Source organism: Streptomyces sp. CAU 1734 (assembly GCF_039888735.1).
GTDB lineage: Bacteria > Actinomycetota > Actinomycetes > Streptomycetales > Streptomycetaceae > Streptomyces.
This window is the reverse complement of sequence record NZ_JBDQQP010000009.1, coordinates 252371-268849: the sequence shown is the minus strand read 5'-3', so window position 1 is coordinate 268849 and position 16479 is coordinate 252371. Positions and strand designations below refer to the sequence as shown.

The 16479-nt window shown below is 71.1% G+C and carries 14 protein-coding genes; 4 read left to right on the top strand and 10 right to left on the bottom strand.

Translation table 11 applies throughout. The annotated features are described in order from the left end of the window. Window positions 1-98: 98 nt before the first annotated feature. The 4 genes from AAFN69_RS19305 to AAFN69_RS19290 form a co-directional block, all read right to left on the bottom strand. Window positions 99-1562, bottom strand: coding sequence for a catalase (locus AAFN69_RS19305; protein ID WP_347729798.1), 1464 nt, complete (start codon window positions 1560-1562; stop codon window positions 99-101). 247 nt (window positions 1563-1809) lie between these two features. After that, complete coding sequence (locus tag AAFN69_RS19300) at window positions 1810-3684, bottom strand: SpoIIE family protein phosphatase (RefSeq protein ID WP_347729797.1); 1875 nt, start codon at window positions 3682-3684, stop codon at window positions 1810-1812. Between the two features lie 384 nt (window positions 3685-4068). After that, window positions 4069-4746 (bottom strand): DUF402 domain-containing protein, encoded by a 678-nt coding sequence (locus AAFN69_RS19295; RefSeq protein ID WP_347729796.1) that lies wholly within the window; start codon window positions 4744-4746, stop codon window positions 4069-4071. 44 nt (window positions 4747-4790) lie between these two features. Then, window positions 4791-6188: a class II fumarate hydratase gene (locus tag AAFN69_RS19290; RefSeq protein ID WP_347729795.1), complete on the bottom strand. Its 1398-nt coding sequence runs from the start codon at window positions 6186-6188 to the stop codon at window positions 4791-4793. A gap of 148 nt (window positions 6189-6336) precedes the next feature. On the opposite strand from AAFN69_RS19290, the gene AAFN69_RS19285 reads away from it, so the two are divergent. Continuing rightward, window positions 6337-7866 (top strand): ricin-type beta-trefoil lectin domain protein, encoded by a 1530-nt coding sequence (locus tag AAFN69_RS19285; protein WP_347729794.1) that lies wholly within the window; start codon window positions 6337-6339, stop codon window positions 7864-7866. Between the two features lie 141 nt (window positions 7867-8007). Here AAFN69_RS19285 and AAFN69_RS19280 read toward each other — a convergent pair whose 3' ends face one another. Beyond that, the gene (locus AAFN69_RS19280) at window positions 8008-9747 is read right to left on the bottom strand and encodes a fumarate hydratase (protein ID WP_347729793.1); all 1740 of its coding nucleotides are present in this window, start codon (window positions 9745-9747) and stop codon (window positions 8008-8010) included. Window positions 9748-9950: 203 nt separating this feature from the next. Between AAFN69_RS19280 and AAFN69_RS19275 the strand changes: the two genes are divergently transcribed. Next, window positions 9951-10628, top strand: a complete 678-nt coding sequence (locus AAFN69_RS19275) for a DUF1707 domain-containing protein (RefSeq protein ID WP_347729792.1) — start codon at window positions 9951-9953, stop codon at window positions 10626-10628. A 151-nt stretch (window positions 10629-10779) separates the two neighbouring features. Continuing rightward, entirely contained in the window at window positions 10780-11133 is a 354-nt protein-coding gene (locus AAFN69_RS19270; protein WP_347729791.1) for a WhiB family transcriptional regulator, read from the top strand. A 293-nt stretch (window positions 11134-11426) separates the two neighbouring features. Here AAFN69_RS19270 and glpX read toward each other — a convergent pair whose 3' ends face one another. Further along, window positions 11427-12458 (bottom strand): class II fructose-bisphosphatase, encoded by a 1032-nt coding sequence (gene glpX, locus AAFN69_RS19265; protein ID WP_347729790.1) that lies wholly within the window; start codon window positions 12456-12458, stop codon window positions 11427-11429. Window positions 12459-12594: 136 nt separating this feature from the next. Here glpX and AAFN69_RS19260 point away from each other — a divergent pair, with 136 nt between their 5' ends. Continuing rightward, the gene (locus AAFN69_RS19260; protein ID WP_347729921.1) at window positions 12595-13128 is read left to right on the top strand and encodes a DUF4245 domain-containing protein; all 534 of its coding nucleotides are present in this window, start codon (window positions 12595-12597) and stop codon (window positions 13126-13128) included. 158 nt (window positions 13129-13286) lie between these two features. On the opposite strand, the gene AAFN69_RS19255 is transcribed toward AAFN69_RS19260, so the two are convergent. The 4 genes from AAFN69_RS19255 to AAFN69_RS19240 form a co-directional block, all read right to left on the bottom strand. Further along, the gene (locus AAFN69_RS19255; RefSeq protein ID WP_347729789.1) at window positions 13287-13877 is read right to left on the bottom strand and encodes a malonic semialdehyde reductase; all 591 of its coding nucleotides are present in this window, start codon (window positions 13875-13877) and stop codon (window positions 13287-13289) included. 153 nt (window positions 13878-14030) lie between these two features. After that, on the bottom strand, window positions 14031-14291 hold the full coding sequence (locus AAFN69_RS19250; RefSeq protein WP_347729788.1) for an exodeoxyribonuclease VII small subunit: 261 nt from the start codon (window positions 14289-14291) through the stop codon (window positions 14031-14033). Between the two features lie 142 nt (window positions 14292-14433). Beyond that, window positions 14434-15642 carry an exodeoxyribonuclease VII large subunit gene (xseA, locus tag AAFN69_RS19245; protein ID WP_347729787.1) on the bottom strand — a complete coding sequence of 403 codons (1209 nt, stop codon included), beginning with the start codon at window positions 15640-15642 and terminating at the stop codon, window positions 14434-14436. A 90-nt stretch (window positions 15643-15732) separates the two neighbouring features. Further along, window positions 15733-16383: an XRE family transcriptional regulator gene (locus AAFN69_RS19240; RefSeq protein WP_347729786.1), complete on the bottom strand. Its 651-nt coding sequence runs from the start codon at window positions 16381-16383 to the stop codon at window positions 15733-15735. Window positions 16384-16479 lie beyond the last annotated feature (96 nt).

The window sequence follows — 16479 nt, the reverse complement described above, 5'->3', positions numbered from 1 at the left end:
GCGCCTCCCAGGAGCCGTCCGCCCCGAGCAGCAGCCAGCCGTCGTCCGCTCCGGCCCCCGCGCCGCCCGCCACGCCGACCCCGCCGTCGTACGCGCTCTCAGCCGCCGTTGACCTGCTTGGCGATCCGGTCGCCGACCGTCTGGTCGATATTGCGCCAGTACTGGAACGCCCGGTCCAGAACCGCTCCGCCCACACCGTCGCTCAGATGCCCGGCGACATTCGACACCAGCCGGTCCCGGGCGGCGTCGTCCATCACCTCACGGACCAGCGTGCCCGCCTGCCCCCAGTCGTCGTCGTCCCGGCGCAGGGTGTACGCCGCGTGGACCATCTCGCCCGCACTGGCCCACCCCGGCGGATGACCGAACCGCTCCACATCGGCCGCCGGGCCGCCGAAGGAGTTCGGCGCGTACGGCATGGCCACCTGCGACGGTGTGTACCGCATGGGCCCGTCCTTGGCGTACGAGTTCACCGCCGAGTGCGGCCGGTTCGGCGGGAGCTGGGCGTAGTTCGGCCCGATCCGGTAACGGTGGGTGTCCGGGTAGGAGAAGACCCTGCCCAGCAGCATCTTGTCCGGCGAGACCCCGATGCCGGGCACCAGATTCGACGGCTCGAACGCGGCCTGCTCGATATGGATGAAGTAGTCCTCCGGATTCCGGTTCAGCGTCATCCGCCCGACCTCGATCAGCGGGTAGTCGCCGTGCGGCCACACCTTGGTCAGATCGAAGGGGTTGAACCGGTAATCCGGCGCGTCGTCGAAGGGCATGACCTGGACCCTGAGGGTCCAGCTCGGGGCGTTGCCCGACTCGATCGCCTCGTGCAGATCCCGCCGGTGCAGATCCGCGTCGCTGCCGGCGAGCTCATCGGCCTTCGCCTGGGTGAGGAAGTCGACGCCCTGATCGCTGATGAAGTGATACTTCACCCAGAACCGCTCGCCGCCGCCGTTGACCCACATATAGGTGTGCGAGCCATAGCCGTTCATGAAGCGGTACGACTTGGGGATGCCCCGGTCGCCCATCAGATAGGTGACCTGGTGCGCCGTCTCGGGGGTGAGGGTCCAGAAATCCCACTGCATCTCGTTGTTCCGCAGACCGGTCACCAGATGGCGCTTCTGCGAGTGGATGAAGTCGGTGAACTTGTGCGCGTCGCGGATGAAGAAGATCGGGGTGTTGTTTCCGACCAGATCGTAGTTGCCGTGTTCGGTGTAGAACTTCAGCGCGAAGCCGCGCGGGTCCCGCCAGGTGTCCGGGGTGCCCTGCTCGCCGGCGACGGTGGAGAAGCGCGCCAGCATGTCGGTGCGCTTGCCCGGCTGGAAGAGATCGGCCTTGGTGAACTGGCTCACGTCGTGGGTGACCTCGAAGAAGCCGTACGCTCCGGAGCCCTTGGCATGGACCACCCGCTCGGGGACCCGTTCACGGTTGAACTGGGCCATCTTCTCCAGCAGATAGTGGTCGTGCAGCAGCACCGGGCCGTCGGGGCTGACGGTCAGCGAGTGATCGTCACTCGCCACCGGGATTCCGACGTTGTTGGTCGTGTACGGAGCCTTGGGGGGTGACTCGGTCACGAGCGTCCTCCCGTCCAGGGGGAAGTAGGGGTGGTCACTTCGGCCGCGTACCCCAGTCAACGTCGCCGACAAGGTGTCGGCAACTTGACCGGGCCGGCCGCGCGACGGGAACACCCCGCCGGCCGCCGGCCGCGCCCCGGGGGAGCGGGGGCAAAGGGAAAGGGCGGCTCCGAAGAGCCGCCCGAACCCCGTCACGCGTGGTGCACCCGATCGGGGCGGTACGCGGACCGGCCGCCCCCGCCCGCTGTCAGAGCCGCGCCGGCAGCTCGAACCAGACCACCTTGCCGCTGGAGAGCCGGGTGGCCCCCCACCGCCGGGCCAGCCGGTTGACCAGGAAGAGCCCGCGTCCGCCCTCGTCGGTGTCGCGCGCCTTCCGCTGCCGGGGAAGCTGCGGCGAGTCGTCGCCGACCTCACAGCGCAGGACATCGGTGCGCAGCAGCCGCAGGGTCACCGGCCGCTCGGCATACCGCACGGCATTGGTCACCACCTCGCTGACCAGCAGCTCCACCGCGTCGCTCAGCTCCTCCAGACCCCAGCGGGAGAGCGCCCGCCGGGCGAGCCGCCGGGCCCGCCCGGGAGCGGCGTCCTCCGGCTCCAGGAACCAGTAGGCGACATCGCTCGGCGCGATCCCGTCGAACCGGGCGGCGAGCAGGGCGATGTCGTCGTCCCGGTCACCCGGTCCGAGCATGTCCAGCACATCGTCACAGAGCGCTTCCAGCGGCGGTGAATGGTCCGGACCGGTGAGCTGCGCGGTGGCGGCGAGCCGCTCCCGCAACTGCTCGATACCGGTCCACACATCCCGCAGCCGTGACTCGACCAGGCCGTCCGTGTAGAGCAGCAGGGTCGCCCCGGCCGGTGCGTCCAGCTCCACCGCCTCGAAGTCCACCCCGCCGACCCCGATCGGCGCCCCGGGCGGCACCCGGAGCACCTCCGCCCGGCCGCCCAGATGGAGCAGCACCGGCGGCGGATGCCCGGCGTTGGCGATGGTGATCCGGTGCGAGACCGGGTCGTACACCGCGTACATGCAGGTGGCCATGCGGTCATGGCCGAGCCGCTGGGCCTGCTCGTCCAGATGGTGCAGAACCTCCTGCGGCGGCAGATCGAGCCCCGCCAGTGTCTGCGCCGTGGTCCGCAGCTGGCCCATGATCGCCGCCGAGGTCATCGAGTGCCCCATGACATCGCCGACCACCAGCGCCACCCGGCTGCCGGGCAGCGGGATCGCGTCGTACCAGTCGCCGCCGACCCGGGCCGTCTCCGCCGCCGGGAGATAGCGCGAGGCGAGCCGCACACCGGTCGGCTGCGGCAGCCCCTCGGGCAGCATGGTGCGCTGGAGCTCGTCCGCGATGTACGCCTCCCGCCCGTACAGCACCGCCTTGTCGATGCCCAGCGCGGTGTGGGTGGCGAGCTGCGCCGCGACCAGCAGGTCGTTCGGCTCGAAGGCGGGCCGGTCCGGACGGCGCAGAAAGACGGCCGCCCCGATCACCCGCCGCCGCCCGCGCAGCGGGGCGAGGATCGCCCGGTGCCCGTTGGGCACGGTCCGGTCCGCGCCCAGCAGCTCCGGCAGCGCGGCACGGGCCGCCGCGGAGTCGCCGAAGACGGGCCGCACCCCGCGCAGCACCTCCGACAGCGCCCCGCCGGACCGCACCTCGCACAGCTCCGCTGCCGGGGTGAGGTCGTTGTGCGGGTCGATGACGGCGATGGGCGAGACGGCGCCGAAGTCGGCGGTGTCATCGGCTAAACGCAGCCGGTCCGTCCGGCGCAGTCGCAGCACGAAGGGCGATACCGGACGCTCGTCGCCCACCGGCAGCGGATCGCGGAGATAGACCAGGATCGCGTCGGAGAAGGTGGGCACGGTGGCCCGGCACAGCCCCAGCACGATCTCGTCCAGGTCTATGCCCCGGGCGATGCGACGGGTGGCGGCTCCGACGAAGCGCAGCCGGTCTCCCTCTCTCTTGGCCGTGGCCGCCAGGTCCTGCATGTCCTGCGGGGGGCCATTGGGCGTGGGAACGGCCGGTCCGGGCACGGCGGCGGTGCCCGCCGTCTCGGCCCGCGGCCGGGCGCGTTCCTGCGGCCGGGCAGCCAAGGGCTGCCGGCCTTCATGGGAGGTGGGCTGCTCCGTCACGCGTGGGCTTCCGTCCGTCTGGGCCGGGTGTGCGATGCGAACGCCTCGTGAGGCGGTATACCCGCTCTGCGGGTGGCGTCGACAGGGTGGCGGGCATCCGGCACGGCTCCACCCCCTAGAAGTGACTTGAGATGACTTGCGGTCAGGTCCGGTGCTGCGCTCGATGGTTACCGACGAAGGTCACCGGCGGCGCAGCCCTGCGGACGACGATCCTACGTTTGCCCCCAGGGGGCGTATCAAGAGTCTCACGACGTCGTATGCGCCGGTGTGAGTTCCCCGACGGGAGTCGGACATCTTGGGTGGGTGATCTCCGTCAATGCCCGGGCGGCGGCGCGGCGGCGCGCTCCCGGCCCCCGCGCGGGCGGGCCGCGGCCCCGTACCGGCTCATGAGGCCAGCCTCGCGGGGACGCTGGCCCAGTCCGCCGGAAGCTCCGGTACGGGCCAGGCGGGATCGGGCCGCCAGCGCTGCCAGTCGTCCCGGAAGGGCGATCCCCACTCCTGGATGACACCCAGGGCCTCCTGGCCCGCGGAGCGGACCCGGCGGGCCTTCTCCGGCCCTATCAGCCCCACCCGCTGGGCCTCGGCGAACTCGTCCTCGTCCCGCCAGACCCACTGACGGTCCGGAAAGACCGAGATGTCCAGAAAGTGATCCTCGGAGTCGATTCCGCCCGCCCACCGGGTGCGCGGCTCCTCGAGGTTGACGTACCAGCTCTTGAACTGCCAGCCGGGATCCCAGAACAGCCAGACCGACCAGGGCTCCCCGGGCCGGGCGAGCTTGAGCACTCCCGTGCCCCACCAGCGGTCACGGACCACCGTGCGCGGTGCCGTGTAGCGGGTGGCGAGCGGCTGCTCGTGGACGGGGGTGCCGTCCGCGAGCACCGGCTTGACGCACTCCGTGCCCGGGGCCATCCAGACGGCGATCACCTCGTCGGTGTCCCGGACGACCGTCACGGGCCGGCAGATCTCGATGCCATGGCCGGTCAGGTCCGGGGCATGGCAGCGATAGCGCCAGAGGATCTGGTCCCCGGGCGACCAGCGTTCGATGCGTTCCGTGCCTGTCATGAGCAGATTTTAGGAGTACGGCTCCGTCCGCGCAGCGATCCGGCTCACGGGCGCGTCATCCGCAGCACGTCAAGTGCCTGGTCCAGCTGGTCCAGGGTCAGGTCTCCACGCTCGATGTAGCCGGATTCGAGGACGACTTCACGGATCGTCCTCCGCTCCGCGAGTGATTTCTTGGCGACCTTGGCGGCCTCCTCGTACCCGATGTACTTGTTGAGCGGGGTGACGACGGAGGGCGAGGACTCGGCGTACTCCCGGGCCCGTTCGGCGTTGGCGGTGATCCCGTCCACGGTGCGGTCGGCGAGCAGCCGGGCGGCGGCGGAGAGCAGCCGGACCGACTCCAGCAGATTCCTGGCCATCACCGGGAGCATGACATTCAGTTCGAAGTTGCCCGCCGCGCCGGCCACCGCGACGGTGGTGTCATTGCCGGTCACCTGCGCGGCCACCATCAGCACGGCCTCGGGGATCACCGGATTGACCTTGCCCGGCATGATCGAGGAACCCGGCTGGAGATCGGGCAGATTGATCTCGGCGAGCCCGGTGCGCGGACCGCTCGCCATCCAGCGCAGATCGTTGGAGATCTTGGTGAGCGAGACGGCGACGGTGCGGAGCTGGCCGGAGGTCTCCACCAGCGCGTCCCGCGCGCCCTGTGCCTCGAAGTGGTCGCGGGCCTCGGTCAGCGGCAGCCCGGTGGCCCGCGCGACCTCGGCGATCACCGCGGCGGAGAAGCCGGGCGGTGTGTTGATCCCGGTGCCCACCGCAGTGCCGCCGAGGGGCAGTTCGGCCAGCCGGGGCAGCGCCCCCTCCAGCCGCTCGATCCCGTACCGGATCTGGGCGGCGTACCCGCCGAACTCCTGGCCCAGCGTCACCGGGGTGGCGTCCATCAGGTGGGTGCGCCCGGACTTCACCACCTCGGCGAACTCCGCCGACTTGCGCTCCAGCGAGGCCGCGAGACGGCCGAGGGCGGGGATCAGATCGCCCGTGACGGCGCCGGTCGCCGCGATGTGGATGGAGGACGGGAAGACATCGTTGGACGACTGAGAGGCGTTCACATGGTCATTGGGGTGGACGGGCCGGCCGAGGCGCTCGCTCGCGAGGGTCGCCAGCACCTCATTGGTATTCATGTTCGAGGAGGTACCTGAGCCGGTCTGGAAGACATCCACCGGGAAATGGTCGTCCCAGCGCCCCTCCGCGACCTCCGCCGCGGCATCGGCGATGGCACCCGCGATGTCCTTGTCCACCACCCCCAGCTCGGCGTTGACCTGCGCCGCCGCCGCCTTGATCCGGGCCAGCGCCGCGATGTGCGCCCGCTCCAGACGCTGCCCCGACACCGGGAAGTTCTCCACCGCCCGCTGGGTCTGCGCCCGCCACTTGGCATGCGCGGGCACCCGCACCTCGCCCATGGAGTCGTGCTCGATGCGGTAGTCGTCTCCGGCGTCGGTCATCGCTGAACTGCCTCCTGTGAGAGTCCTGTGCGGGACTCCTGATGCCTTTTGGTCCCGCACAGGGATGAGCATTGGTGCTGCCGCCCCTATTCCCATTCGCGCTACCGACCAGTAAATACCGGGGGTAACCAAGAACAGGGGAGGCACCGTGGGACACACGGGACACCGTTTCCGCCGTACCGTCGCGGCCGGCGCCGCGCTGGCCGTCACCGCACTGCTGGGGCTCGCGAGCCCCGCCGGGGCATTACCCCCCGAGCCCGGGGCAGCGCCCCGCGCCTCCGTACCGCTGCCGCCCGCGCTGGAGGCCATCCGGGCCGCCGAGGCCGTCAAGCTCTACGGCAGCCCCGCCGAACGGCCCCTCGCCGACCGCCGCACCGGGCTGATCTCGCTCGGCGACAGCGAGATCTCGGGCGAGGGCATCGGGGACTACGAGCCCGGCACCAACGGGCCCGACAACTGGTGCCACCGCTCGCCCGGGGCCGCGATCCACCGCACCGGCATCCCGGCCGATGTGACCTGGAACGTCTCCTGCTCGGGAGCCCACACCGGGAACATCCGGATCGGCGGGACGAAGCAGTACGCCGACGAGCTGGTCCAGAGCGACAATCTCGCCGTCAAGGCCCGCAACACCCGGATCAAGATGGTCCTGCTGGTCGCGGGCGCCAATGACGACCTCCAGTTCGGCCCGGTGATGACCGACTGCGTCGTCCGCTATGTCACCCTCCAGGGCCCCTGCGAGCCGAAGTACGCCCCCGGCTGGCAGGCCAGGGTGGACGGTCTGCGTCCCAAGGTCGAGCAGACCGTCCGCGATCTGCGCACCGTGATGACGGACGCCGGGTACGCCGACGGCGACTACAAGCTCGTGGTGATGAGCTACCCCGGCCCGATCGGCCCCGACTTCCGCGACAACCCGGATTTCCCGGGCAAGCTGATCTGCGGCGGCATGGGCTACGACTCCGACACCGTCTGGGCCCGCAACACCGCCGTCCCCGTCTTCGAACGCGGCATCCGGGCCGCGGCCCGCGCCACCGGCGCGATCCACCTCGACAACTCACGCCTCTTCCACGGCCATGAGGTCTGTACCCAGAACACCTGGGCCCGCGGTCTGTACCTGGACGTCTCCAACCCCATCCCGCCGGACGCCAACTCGGCCCGCCAGTCCTTCCACCCCAACGCGCGCGGCCACGCCGCCTTCGCCTCCTGCCTCACCCAGCTGTACGACTCCGGGCTCCGCGAGGCCAGTTGCGCGGATGTCTCCTCGGCCGCCCGCCCGGTGCTCCGCCCCGGAGCCTGGGACGACCTCTTCCGCCCGCTCCGGAACGAGGCCACGGGCACCTGCGCGGACGTCCCCGCCTCGGTGACCCGCAACGGCACCCCGGTCACCGGCTGGGACTGCCACGGAGGCCGCAACCAGGGCTGGTGGTACGACCCGGCCGCCCGCTCGATCCACACCGAGCTGACCCAGGACCGCTGCCTGGACATCCCCCGGGCCGACTACCGCCCGGGTGCCGAGCCGATCATCTGGGACTGCTCCGGCGCCGAGAACCAGCGCTTCGTGAAGGACGGCGCCACGATCCGCCCGGAGCGGGCGAGGGAGCTGTGCGTGACACTGCCCTCGGCGAGGTCCCCGCTGCGGCTCAGCCCGTGCGCGGGCACGGCGAACCAGCGTTTCGCCTGACGAACCGAGCCGTCCGGCCGGGACGCCAAGCCCGGCCGGGACGCGCGAACCGGGCCGTCCGGCGACGGAGGAATGGGGGCACGGGGGCGCAGCCCCCGCGAGGGGGCCGGGGCGCGCGCCCCGGACCCGCCTGCCGGCCGGTCAGACCAGCCCCGGCCCCCGCACCGGAATCGACGTGAACGTCGGCGCCGGAGCCGGCTCCGTGAAGAAGTCGTTCCCCTTGTCGTCCACGACGATGAACGCGGGGAAGTCCTCCACCTCGATCCGCCACACCGCCTCCATCCCCAGCTCCTCGTACTCCACGACCTCGACCTTCTTGATGCAGTCCTGCGCCAGCCGCGCCGCCGGACCGCCGATGGACCCCAGGTAGAAGCCGCCGTGCTCCCCGCAGGCGTCCGTCACCTGCTTGCTGCGGTTGCCCTTGGCGAGCATCACCCTGGAGCCGCCCGCGGCCTGGAACTGCGCCACATAGGAGTCCATCCGCCCGGCGGTGGTCGGGCCGAAGGAGCCGGAGGCGTACCCCTCGGGAGTCTTCGCGGGGCCGGCGTAGTAGACCGGGTGGTCCTTGAGGTACTGCGGCATCTCCTCGCCCGCGTCGAGCCGCTCCTTGATCTTCGCGTGCGCGATGTCGCGCGCGACCACCAGCGGTCCGGTGAGCGAGAGCCGCGTCTTGACCGGGTACTTGGTCAGCTCGGCCAGGATCTCGTCCATCGGCCGGTTGAGGTCGATCCGCACGACATCGTCCGCGGTGTTCCCGGCGCGCTCGGCGTTCTCGCTCAGGTGCTCGTCCGTGGTGTCCGGCAGGAACCGCGCCGGGTCCCTCTCCAGCTCCTCCAGGAAGACCCCCTCCGCGGTGATCTTCGCGACGGCCTGGCGGTCGGCCGAGCAGGAGACGGCGATGGCGACCGGCAGCGAGGCGCCGTGCCGGGGCAGCCGCACGACGCGGACGTCGTGGCAGAAGTACTTGCCGCCGAACTGCGCGCCGATGCCGATCCGCTGGGTGAGCTCGAAGACCTTCTCCTCCAGCTCCTTGTCCCGGAAGCCGTGCCCGGTCGGCGAGCCCTCGGCCGGCAGCTCGTCCAGGTAGTGCGCGGAGGCGTACTTCGCGGTCTTGAGCGCGAACTCCGCGGAGGTGCCGCCGACCACGATCGCGAGGTGGTACGGCGGGCAGGCGGCCGTGCCGAGGGAGCGGATCTTCTGCTCCAGGAAGGTCATCATGGACGCCTCGTTGAGGACGGCCTTGGTCTCCTGGTAGAGGAAGGACTTGTTGGCCGAGCCGCCGCCCTTGGCCATGAAGAGGAACTTGTAGGCGCCGCCGTCGGTCGCGTACAGCTCGATCTGCGCGGGCAGATTGGAGCCGGTGTTCTTCTCCTCCCACATGGTGAGCGGGGCCATCTGCGAGTAGCGCAGATTGAGCTTGGTGTACGCGTCGAAGACGCCCAGCGAGAGGGCCTCCTCGTCGCCGCCCGCGGTGAGGACGTTCTGGCCGCGCTTGCCCATCACGATCGCCGTGCCGGTGTCCTGGCACATGGGGAGGACCCCGGCCGCCGCGATATTGGCGTTCTTGAGCAGATCGAGCGCGACGAACTTGTCGTTCGAGGACGCCTCGGGGTCGTCCACGATCCGGCGGAGCTGGGCGAGGTGGGCCGGCCGCAGATAGTGCGAGATGTCGTGCATGGCCTCGGCCGCCAGGGTGCGCAGCGCCTCCGGCTCGACCTTGAGGAAGGTGCGCCCGTCCGCCTCGAAGGTGGAGACGCCCTCGGAGGTCACCAGCCGGTAGGGCGTGGTGTCGGGACCGAGCGGGAGCAGTTCGGAGTAGGCGAACCCAGGGGCGAGGGGACGGGGAGCAGCCGCCTCGGACGGACAGGATTCAGGGGACATGGGGCCATTCCTCACTCGACGGACTCGAAGGGTTCCACGGGCTTGCTGCCGGAGAGCGGCGCGGTTTCCCAGCGTAGAACGCGCCGGTGCGCCGTCCGAGGTGAGGTAAGGCTCACTTGAGACATGCCCGCGGGCCGGTTCGGCGGGGTTGCGGGCGGTGTTGCCCCTAGTCGCGATCTATCGCGTTTGGATACCCTGAGTCCGTGGACCTCGAAAAGCAGCCCCCGAAACCCGTCGTCCCCGCCGAGCCCCGCCCCGCCGCGCGCCCCGCGGACGCCCTGCGCGCCTCCGACGCGGACCGCGACCGGATCGCCGACATCCTCCGGGACGCGCTGGCGGAGGGCCGTCTGGACCCCGAGGAGCACTCCGAGCGCATCGATGCGGTCTACCGCGCCAAGACCGTGGGCGAGCTCCAGCCGATCGTCGGCGACCTGCCCCGGGCGCGGAAGGACGCCGAGCCGGGCGCGTACGCCCACGGGCCGGGGGAGGCCGAGGGGGAGGCGGAGAATCTGATCGCCGTCTTCTCCAGCACGACCCGGAAGGGCCGCTGGCGGGTCGGCCGCCGCACCAAGGTTTTCGCGCTCTTCGGGAATGTGGAGATCGATCTCACCGAGGCGATGTTCGAGCAGCGGGTCACGGTGATCGACGCGACCACGATTTTCGGGAATGTCGAGGTCACGGTTCCCGAAAACATCACTCTCCGTGGCAATGGCAATGGAGTTTTCGGTAATTTCGAGGTGCGCGGTCTGGAGGCGGTCCACCCGGACGCCCCGGTCGTCGTGGTGAACGGCTACTCCGTTTTCGGCAATGTGGAGGCCAAACCGAAGCGCGGACGGCGCGTTTCCGACCTCCAGCGCCGCCTGCGCAAATACCTGGGCTGACAGCAGCGCCCCGGAGTGTTTTCCGGTCGTGAGCGCCGGTGCGCGGTTCCGTGCCCCGGAACCGGACGCCACTCAGTGAATAGGCGTGCGCACAGCGGGTAGGGACAGCTGCATCGTCTCTCGCTCGCGAAGCCGTCGTCAGGAGTAGACCGTGCTGCAACTGCCGTACCAGTCCTTGCAGGTGACCGCTGTTCCGCCCCAGCGGGTACCCGCGAGGGAAGACCAGGACGGGCCCTGGCACGCGGAGGCGGTGTGCCGGCGTGACGAGGCCGGCCTGTTCTTCGCACCCTCCAAGGAGCCAACGGCCGCACGGCTGTCGCGCGAGGAGGCCGCGAAGCGGGTCTGCGCCCGCTGCCCGGTGATGGTCGAGTGCCGGGAACACGCCCTGCTCCAGCCCGAGCCGTACGGGGTGTGGGGCGGCCTGACCGCCGCCGAGCGCCGGGTGGTGCTGGCGCGGCGCAGGAGGCGGGATGTCGATGTCAAGAAGTCGCAGTCCGCTGCCTAGTGGCGGACACGTTCGGTAGTTGTGCGCATCCCCTGTGTCAGGGGGTGCGAGTGTGACGGCGCGGGGTGTCCGGGGTCCGGCATGCCCGCGCACGGGTGCGCGCGCCGAAGCCGCTGTACGGGTGCGGCGCGCACCCTGAGTTCGCCGTGTCCGTGTCCGTCCGTCCGGTGCCGCCGCGAGCGGGTGCCGTACGGCCGGGGCATGGTCCGGCTCCCCGCGTGACGCCGACGGCCGGGAGGGGCCGCCCGTCGCACCCGGCCGGCCCCTCCCGTCTTCCCGCCCGCGTCTCCGCGCTACTGCGCGCGGTCGAAGTCCACCGCGCTGTACGCGCGCAGCTTCGACAGCTTGTGCGTCGAGTCGATCTGCCGGATGGTGCCCGACTTGGAGCGCATCACCAGCGACTGGGTCGTCGCGGTCTCCGCGCGGTACCGCACCCCGCGCAGGAGCTCGCCGTCGGTGATGCCGGTCGCGACGAAGAAGACGTTGTCGCCCCGGACGAGATCGTCCGTGAGCAGCACCCGGTCCAGGTCGTGGCCGGCGTCGAGGGCCCGCCGGCGCTCGGCGTCGTCCTTGGGCCAGAGCTTGCCCTGAATCGTTCCGCCGAGGCACTTGATGGCGCAGGCGGTGATGATGCCCTCCGGGGTGCCGCCGATGCCCATGAGCATGTCGACGCCGGTGCCGTCCCGGACCGCCATGATGGCGCCGGCGACATCGCCGTCCGAGATGAACTTGATCCGCGCGCCCGTCTCGCGGATCTCCTTGACGATGCCCTCGTGGCGCGGCCGGTCGAGGATGACCACCGTCACGTCCTCGGGGGCGGAGCTCTTGGCCTTGGCCACGCGCCGGATGTTGACCGACACGGGGGCGTTGATGTCGACGAATTCGGCCGCCTCGGGGCCGGTGACGAGCTTGTCCATGTAGAAGACCGCCGAGGGGTCGAACATGGCCCCCCGGTCGGCGGCGGCCAGTACCGCGATGGCGTTCGGCATTCCCTTGGCGGCCAGGGTGGTGCCGTCGATCGGGTCGACGGCGATATCGCATTCGGCGCCGGTTCCGTCGCCGATGTGCTCTCCGTTGAAGAGCATCGGCGCTTCGTCCTTCTCGCCTTCGCCGATGACGACAACGCCATTCATCGAGACGGTGTGGACCAGGGTGCGCATGGCTTTGACCGCGGCCCCGTCGGCGCCGTTCTTGTCGCCGCGCCCGGTCCACCGCCCGGCGGCCATGGCGGCGGCTTCGGTGACACGGACCAGTTCCAGTGCCAGATTGCGGTCCGGGGCTTCGGGAGAGACCTCTAGCTGGGACGGGAGGTTGTGCTCGGACATCGGAGCGCACCTTTCTGTACGGCGACGACCGGAAAAACTGAGGGTGTGAACAACTCTATCCGCAGGCCGACAGAATGAGCGGTGGGGCCCACGTTTGAGCGCGACCCATGGATGCGACGATGGTCCCGTGGCAGGTATGCGAGGCAAGCAGACAGTTCGGGACATGATCCTTTCGATGGCGGCCATCGGTGCCGTCGTCGGGACCATTTACGTGGTTCTCCCGCGTGACGAGGACAAGGACCCGACCAGGGTGGTGGACTACCGGATCGAGCTGGTCACGGCACAGCGCGCCGCGCCGTATCCGGTGCTGGCGCCGCAGGGGCTGGACAAGGGGTGGCGGGCGACCTCCGTGGAGTACGACCGGATGGCCGCCAACGCCTGGCACCTCGGTTTCCTCGACCCGGACCGGGAGTATGTGGCGGTCGAGCAGTCGACCGGACCGAGCGCCAAGTTCATCGCGAAGGTCACCCACGACGCGGCGGACACCGGGAAGACCCGGCAGGTGGCGGGCGAGACCTGGCAGCGCTGGGAGGGGCCGAAGTACGACGCCCTGGTGCGCGTGGAGAAGGGGGCCACGACGGTGGTGACCGGCACGGCGCCGCTGGAGCGGCTGACGGAGATGGCGGAGGCGCTGGAGGCGCCGCGGCCGCAGCCGGCCCCGTCCTCCTGACCGCCCTCCCGGCTGTCCGCACGGCCGCCGGGATCGTTTCCGTGCACAGCACAGCACAGCACGGCACGGCACGGCACGGCACGGCACAGGGCCGCCGCACCTCATCGGTGCGGCGGCCCTGTCCCGTATGCGCGGTGCGCCGGCTCGCGCCGGGCGGGTCAGACGGTGGTGACCACGCTGTCGTAGGCGAGCCGCGGGCTGCGCGGGAAGGAGGCGTCCTCGCCCGGGCGCCCGATGTTGACGATCATCAGCGGGGTGTGGTCCTCGTCCAGGAACTCCTTCTGGACGCCCGCGAAGTCGAAGCCGGTCATCGGTCCGGCGGCCAGGCCGGCGGCACGGACGCCGACGATGAAGTACGCGGCCTGGAGCGCGGCATTGAGGCTCGCGGCCTCCTCGCGGACCGGGCGCTCGGCGAAGAAGACGTCCTTGGCCTGCGGGAAGTGCGGAAGCAGCTCCGGCAGCTCCTCGTGGAACTCATTGTCGGCGGCGAGGACGGCGACCAGCGGGGCGGTGCCGGTCTTGGCCTGGTTGCCCTCCCACATGTGGGGGACCAGGCGCTCGCGGGCCTCGGCCGAGCGGACGAGCACCACCCGGAGCGGGTTCTGGTTGAAGGCCGTCGGGCCGAACTTGACGAGGTCGTAGATCGCCTGCACCTGCTCGTCGGTCACCGGCTCGTCGGTGAACGTGTTGGCGGTCCGGGCCTCGCGGAAGAGGAGATCCTGAGCGGTGGGGTCAAGGACGAGGGACATGCTGGCGCACCTTTCGGGGCGGTGGGGATGTACGACCGGGTGCAACCGTAGCGCAGTGGATTAAATTTCAACTAAATCCGCGCCGTGAGGCACCTCACACCCGGCCGGACCCTCCACCCCAGGTCGGAAGGGGTGTCGCCGGGGCCCGGGACGTCACCTCCCCGGCGCGTCCTCGTCCGGGGAGGCCGATGAGTCCGACGGGCCGGAGGAGCCGGTCAGCGCCGCGTCCAGCCGGGCGCGGGCGCCCTCCAGCCAGTGGCGGCAGACCTTCGCCAGCTCCTCGCCCCGCTCCCAGAGCGCCAGCGACTCCTCCAGGGTCGTGCCGCCCGCCTCCAGCCGGCGTACGACCTCGATCAGCTCGTCCCTCGCCTGCTCATACCCGAGCGTGGTCTCGTCGTCCGTGCCGGCAGTCATGTGATGTCTTCTCTTTCGGGGATATCGGGGATATCGGGGATGTTGGGAATGCCGGGGATTCCGGCGGTCTTTCGGGGGCATGGCGCCGGTGACCGGGAACCGGCCGGCGGGACACCCCGCGCGCACAGGGCCGCGGGCCCGCTCACTCCGTGACCCGTACGCCGAATTCGCCCTCCGACACCCGCGCCCGCAGCTCGTCGCCGCCGGACACCTCCTCCGGGGAGCGCACCACCGAACCGTCCGCCCGCTGGAGCACCGCGTAGCCGCGCTCCAGGGTCGCGGCCGGGGAGAGCGACACCACCCGGGCCCGGGTGTGGGCCAGCTCCGACTCGGCCCGGTCCAGCAGATGCCCCAGCACCCGCCGGCTCCGCGCCAGCAGCGCCTCCGCCTCCGCCGCCCGCTCGTCCACCATCCGGTGCGGACGCTCCATCGACGGACGGGCCAGGGTGTGGGCCAGCCCCCGCTCCTCGCGGTCGAGCAGCGCGCGCACCGTCCGCAGCGAGCGGTCCCGCAGCAGGCGCACCCGCTCCAGCTCCTCGCCCACATCGGGGACGACCTTCTTGGCCGCGTCGGTCGGGGTAGAGGCCCGCAGATCGGCGACGAGGTCGAGCAGCGGGGCATCCGGCTCGTGGCCGATCGCCGACACCACCGGCGTACGGCAGCCGGCGACGGTGCGCACCAGCTCCTCGTCGGAGAACGGCAGCAGATCCTCCACACTGCCGCCGCCGCGCGCCACGATGATCACATCCACCTCGGGGAGGGCGTCCAGCTCCTTGACCGCCCGGACGACCTGGGTCACCGCGTGAACACCCTGCACCGCGACATTGCGCACCTCGAAGCGGACGGCCGGCCAGCGGCGCCGCGCATTCTCCAGAACATCCCGCTCGGCGGCCGAGGCGCGCCCGCAGACCAGCCCGATCCGGTGCGGCAGGAACGGCAGCGCCTTCTTGCGGTCGGCGGCGAAGAGCCCCTCCGCCCCCAGCGACCGCTTGAGCTGCTCCAGCCGGGCGAGCAGCTCCCCGATCCCGACCGGCCGTATCTCCACGGCCCGCAGGGAGAGCTGTCCGCGGGGCGCGTACCACTCGGGCTTGGCGTGGACCACGACCCGCGCGCCCTCCGCCACGATGTCGGCCACGGCGTCGAACACCTGCCGATAGCAGGTGACCCCCACCGAGATGTCGTACGACGGATCCCGCAGGGTCAGGAAGACGACCCCCGCTCCGGGCCGCCGGGACAGCTGGGTGATCTGCCCCTCCACCCAGACCGCCCCGAGCCGGTCGATCCATCCGCCGATCAGCCGGGACACCTCGCCGACGGGGAGGGGGGCGTCGGGGGACGTGTTGAGAGCCATACGAGCGAGAGTAACGGCCGGGTACGACAACGGAACCGCATCCGCCCCGGACGCCGCCGAGCCCCGCCGGCGGGGTGTCCCGCGCCCCGGCTACCCGGCCGGCCGGGCGCGGTGGACCGTCCCCCCGGGCGCCGGCGCCGCCTCCGCCGCGTCCCCCCGGCCCCGGGGCCTGGCGCGTACGTGCATCCGCTCACCCTGGCGCCCGAAGAGGCTCAGCACCTCCACCGCTCCCTCGCCGGTGCTGCCGAACCAGTGCGGCAGCCGGGTGTCGAATTCGGCCGCCTCGCCGGGGCCGAGCACCAGATCGTGCTCGGCCAGGACGAGCCGGAGCCGGCCGGACAGCACATAGAGCCATTCGTACCCCTCGTGGGTGCACGGATCCGGGGTGTCCTTGGTGACCGGAATGACCATTTTGAAGGTCTGGAGCGGCCCCGGCTGACGGGTCAGCGGCAGGACGACACTGCCGTTCGGCGCCCGCTGGGGGGTGAGCCGGATGCGCGGATCGCCGACCTCCGGGGCCCCGACCAGCTCGTCCAGCGGCACCTGGTGCGCCTGGGCGATGGGCAGCAGCAGCTCCAGACTGGGCCGGCGCTGGCCGGACTCCAGCCGGGAGAGCGTGCTCTTGGAGACCCCGGTGGCCGCCGAGAGCGCCGCCAGGGTCACCCCCCGCTCATTGCGCAGCTTCTTGAGGCGCGGCCCGACCTCGGTCAGGGCGCGGGCGATGGCGGGTGAGGTCTCCATGCCCGCCATGCTCTCCCGGGCATCCCGGAACCGGCAACAAACATTGCCGGTTCCGGGACCATGGCCGCAGCCTGTGCGCGGAGGTGATCGCCTTGA

What these genes read in the sequence shown, in the direction of transcription:
- AAFN69_RS19295 (WP_347729796.1), bottom strand. Translation starts at nt 4,746, where the DNA reads ATGACAGGCACGGAACGCATCGAACGCTGGTCGCCCGGGGACCAGATC.
- AAFN69_RS19255 (WP_347729789.1), bottom strand. Translation starts at nt 13,877, where the DNA reads ATGTCCCTCGTCCTTGACCCCACCGCTCAGGATCTCCTCTTCCGCGAG.
- AAFN69_RS19250 (WP_347729788.1), bottom strand. Translation starts at nt 14,291, where the DNA reads ATGACTGCCGGCACGGACGACGAGACCACGCTCGGGTATGAGCAGGCG.
- AAFN69_RS19290 (WP_347729795.1), bottom strand. Translation starts at nt 6,188, where the DNA reads ATGACCGACGCCGGAGACGACTACCGCATCGAGCACGACTCCATGGGC.
- glpX (WP_347729790.1), bottom strand. Translation starts at nt 12,458, where the DNA reads ATGTCCGAGCACAACCTCCCGTCCCAGCTAGAGGTCTCTCCCGAAGCC.
- xseA (WP_347729787.1), bottom strand. Translation starts at nt 15,642, where the DNA reads ATGGCTCTCAACACGTCCCCCGACGCCCCCCTCCCCGTCGGCGAGGTG.
- AAFN69_RS19260 (WP_347729921.1), top strand. Translation starts at nt 12,595, where the DNA reads ATGCGAGGCAAGCAGACAGTTCGGGACATGATCCTTTCGATGGCGGCC.
- AAFN69_RS19280 (WP_347729793.1), bottom strand. Translation starts at nt 9,747, where the DNA reads ATGTCCCCTGAATCCTGTCCGTCCGAGGCGGCTGCTCCCCGTCCCCTC.
- AAFN69_RS19240 (WP_347729786.1), bottom strand. Translation starts at nt 16,383, where the DNA reads ATGGAGACCTCACCCGCCATCGCCCGCGCCCTGACCGAGGTCGGGCCG.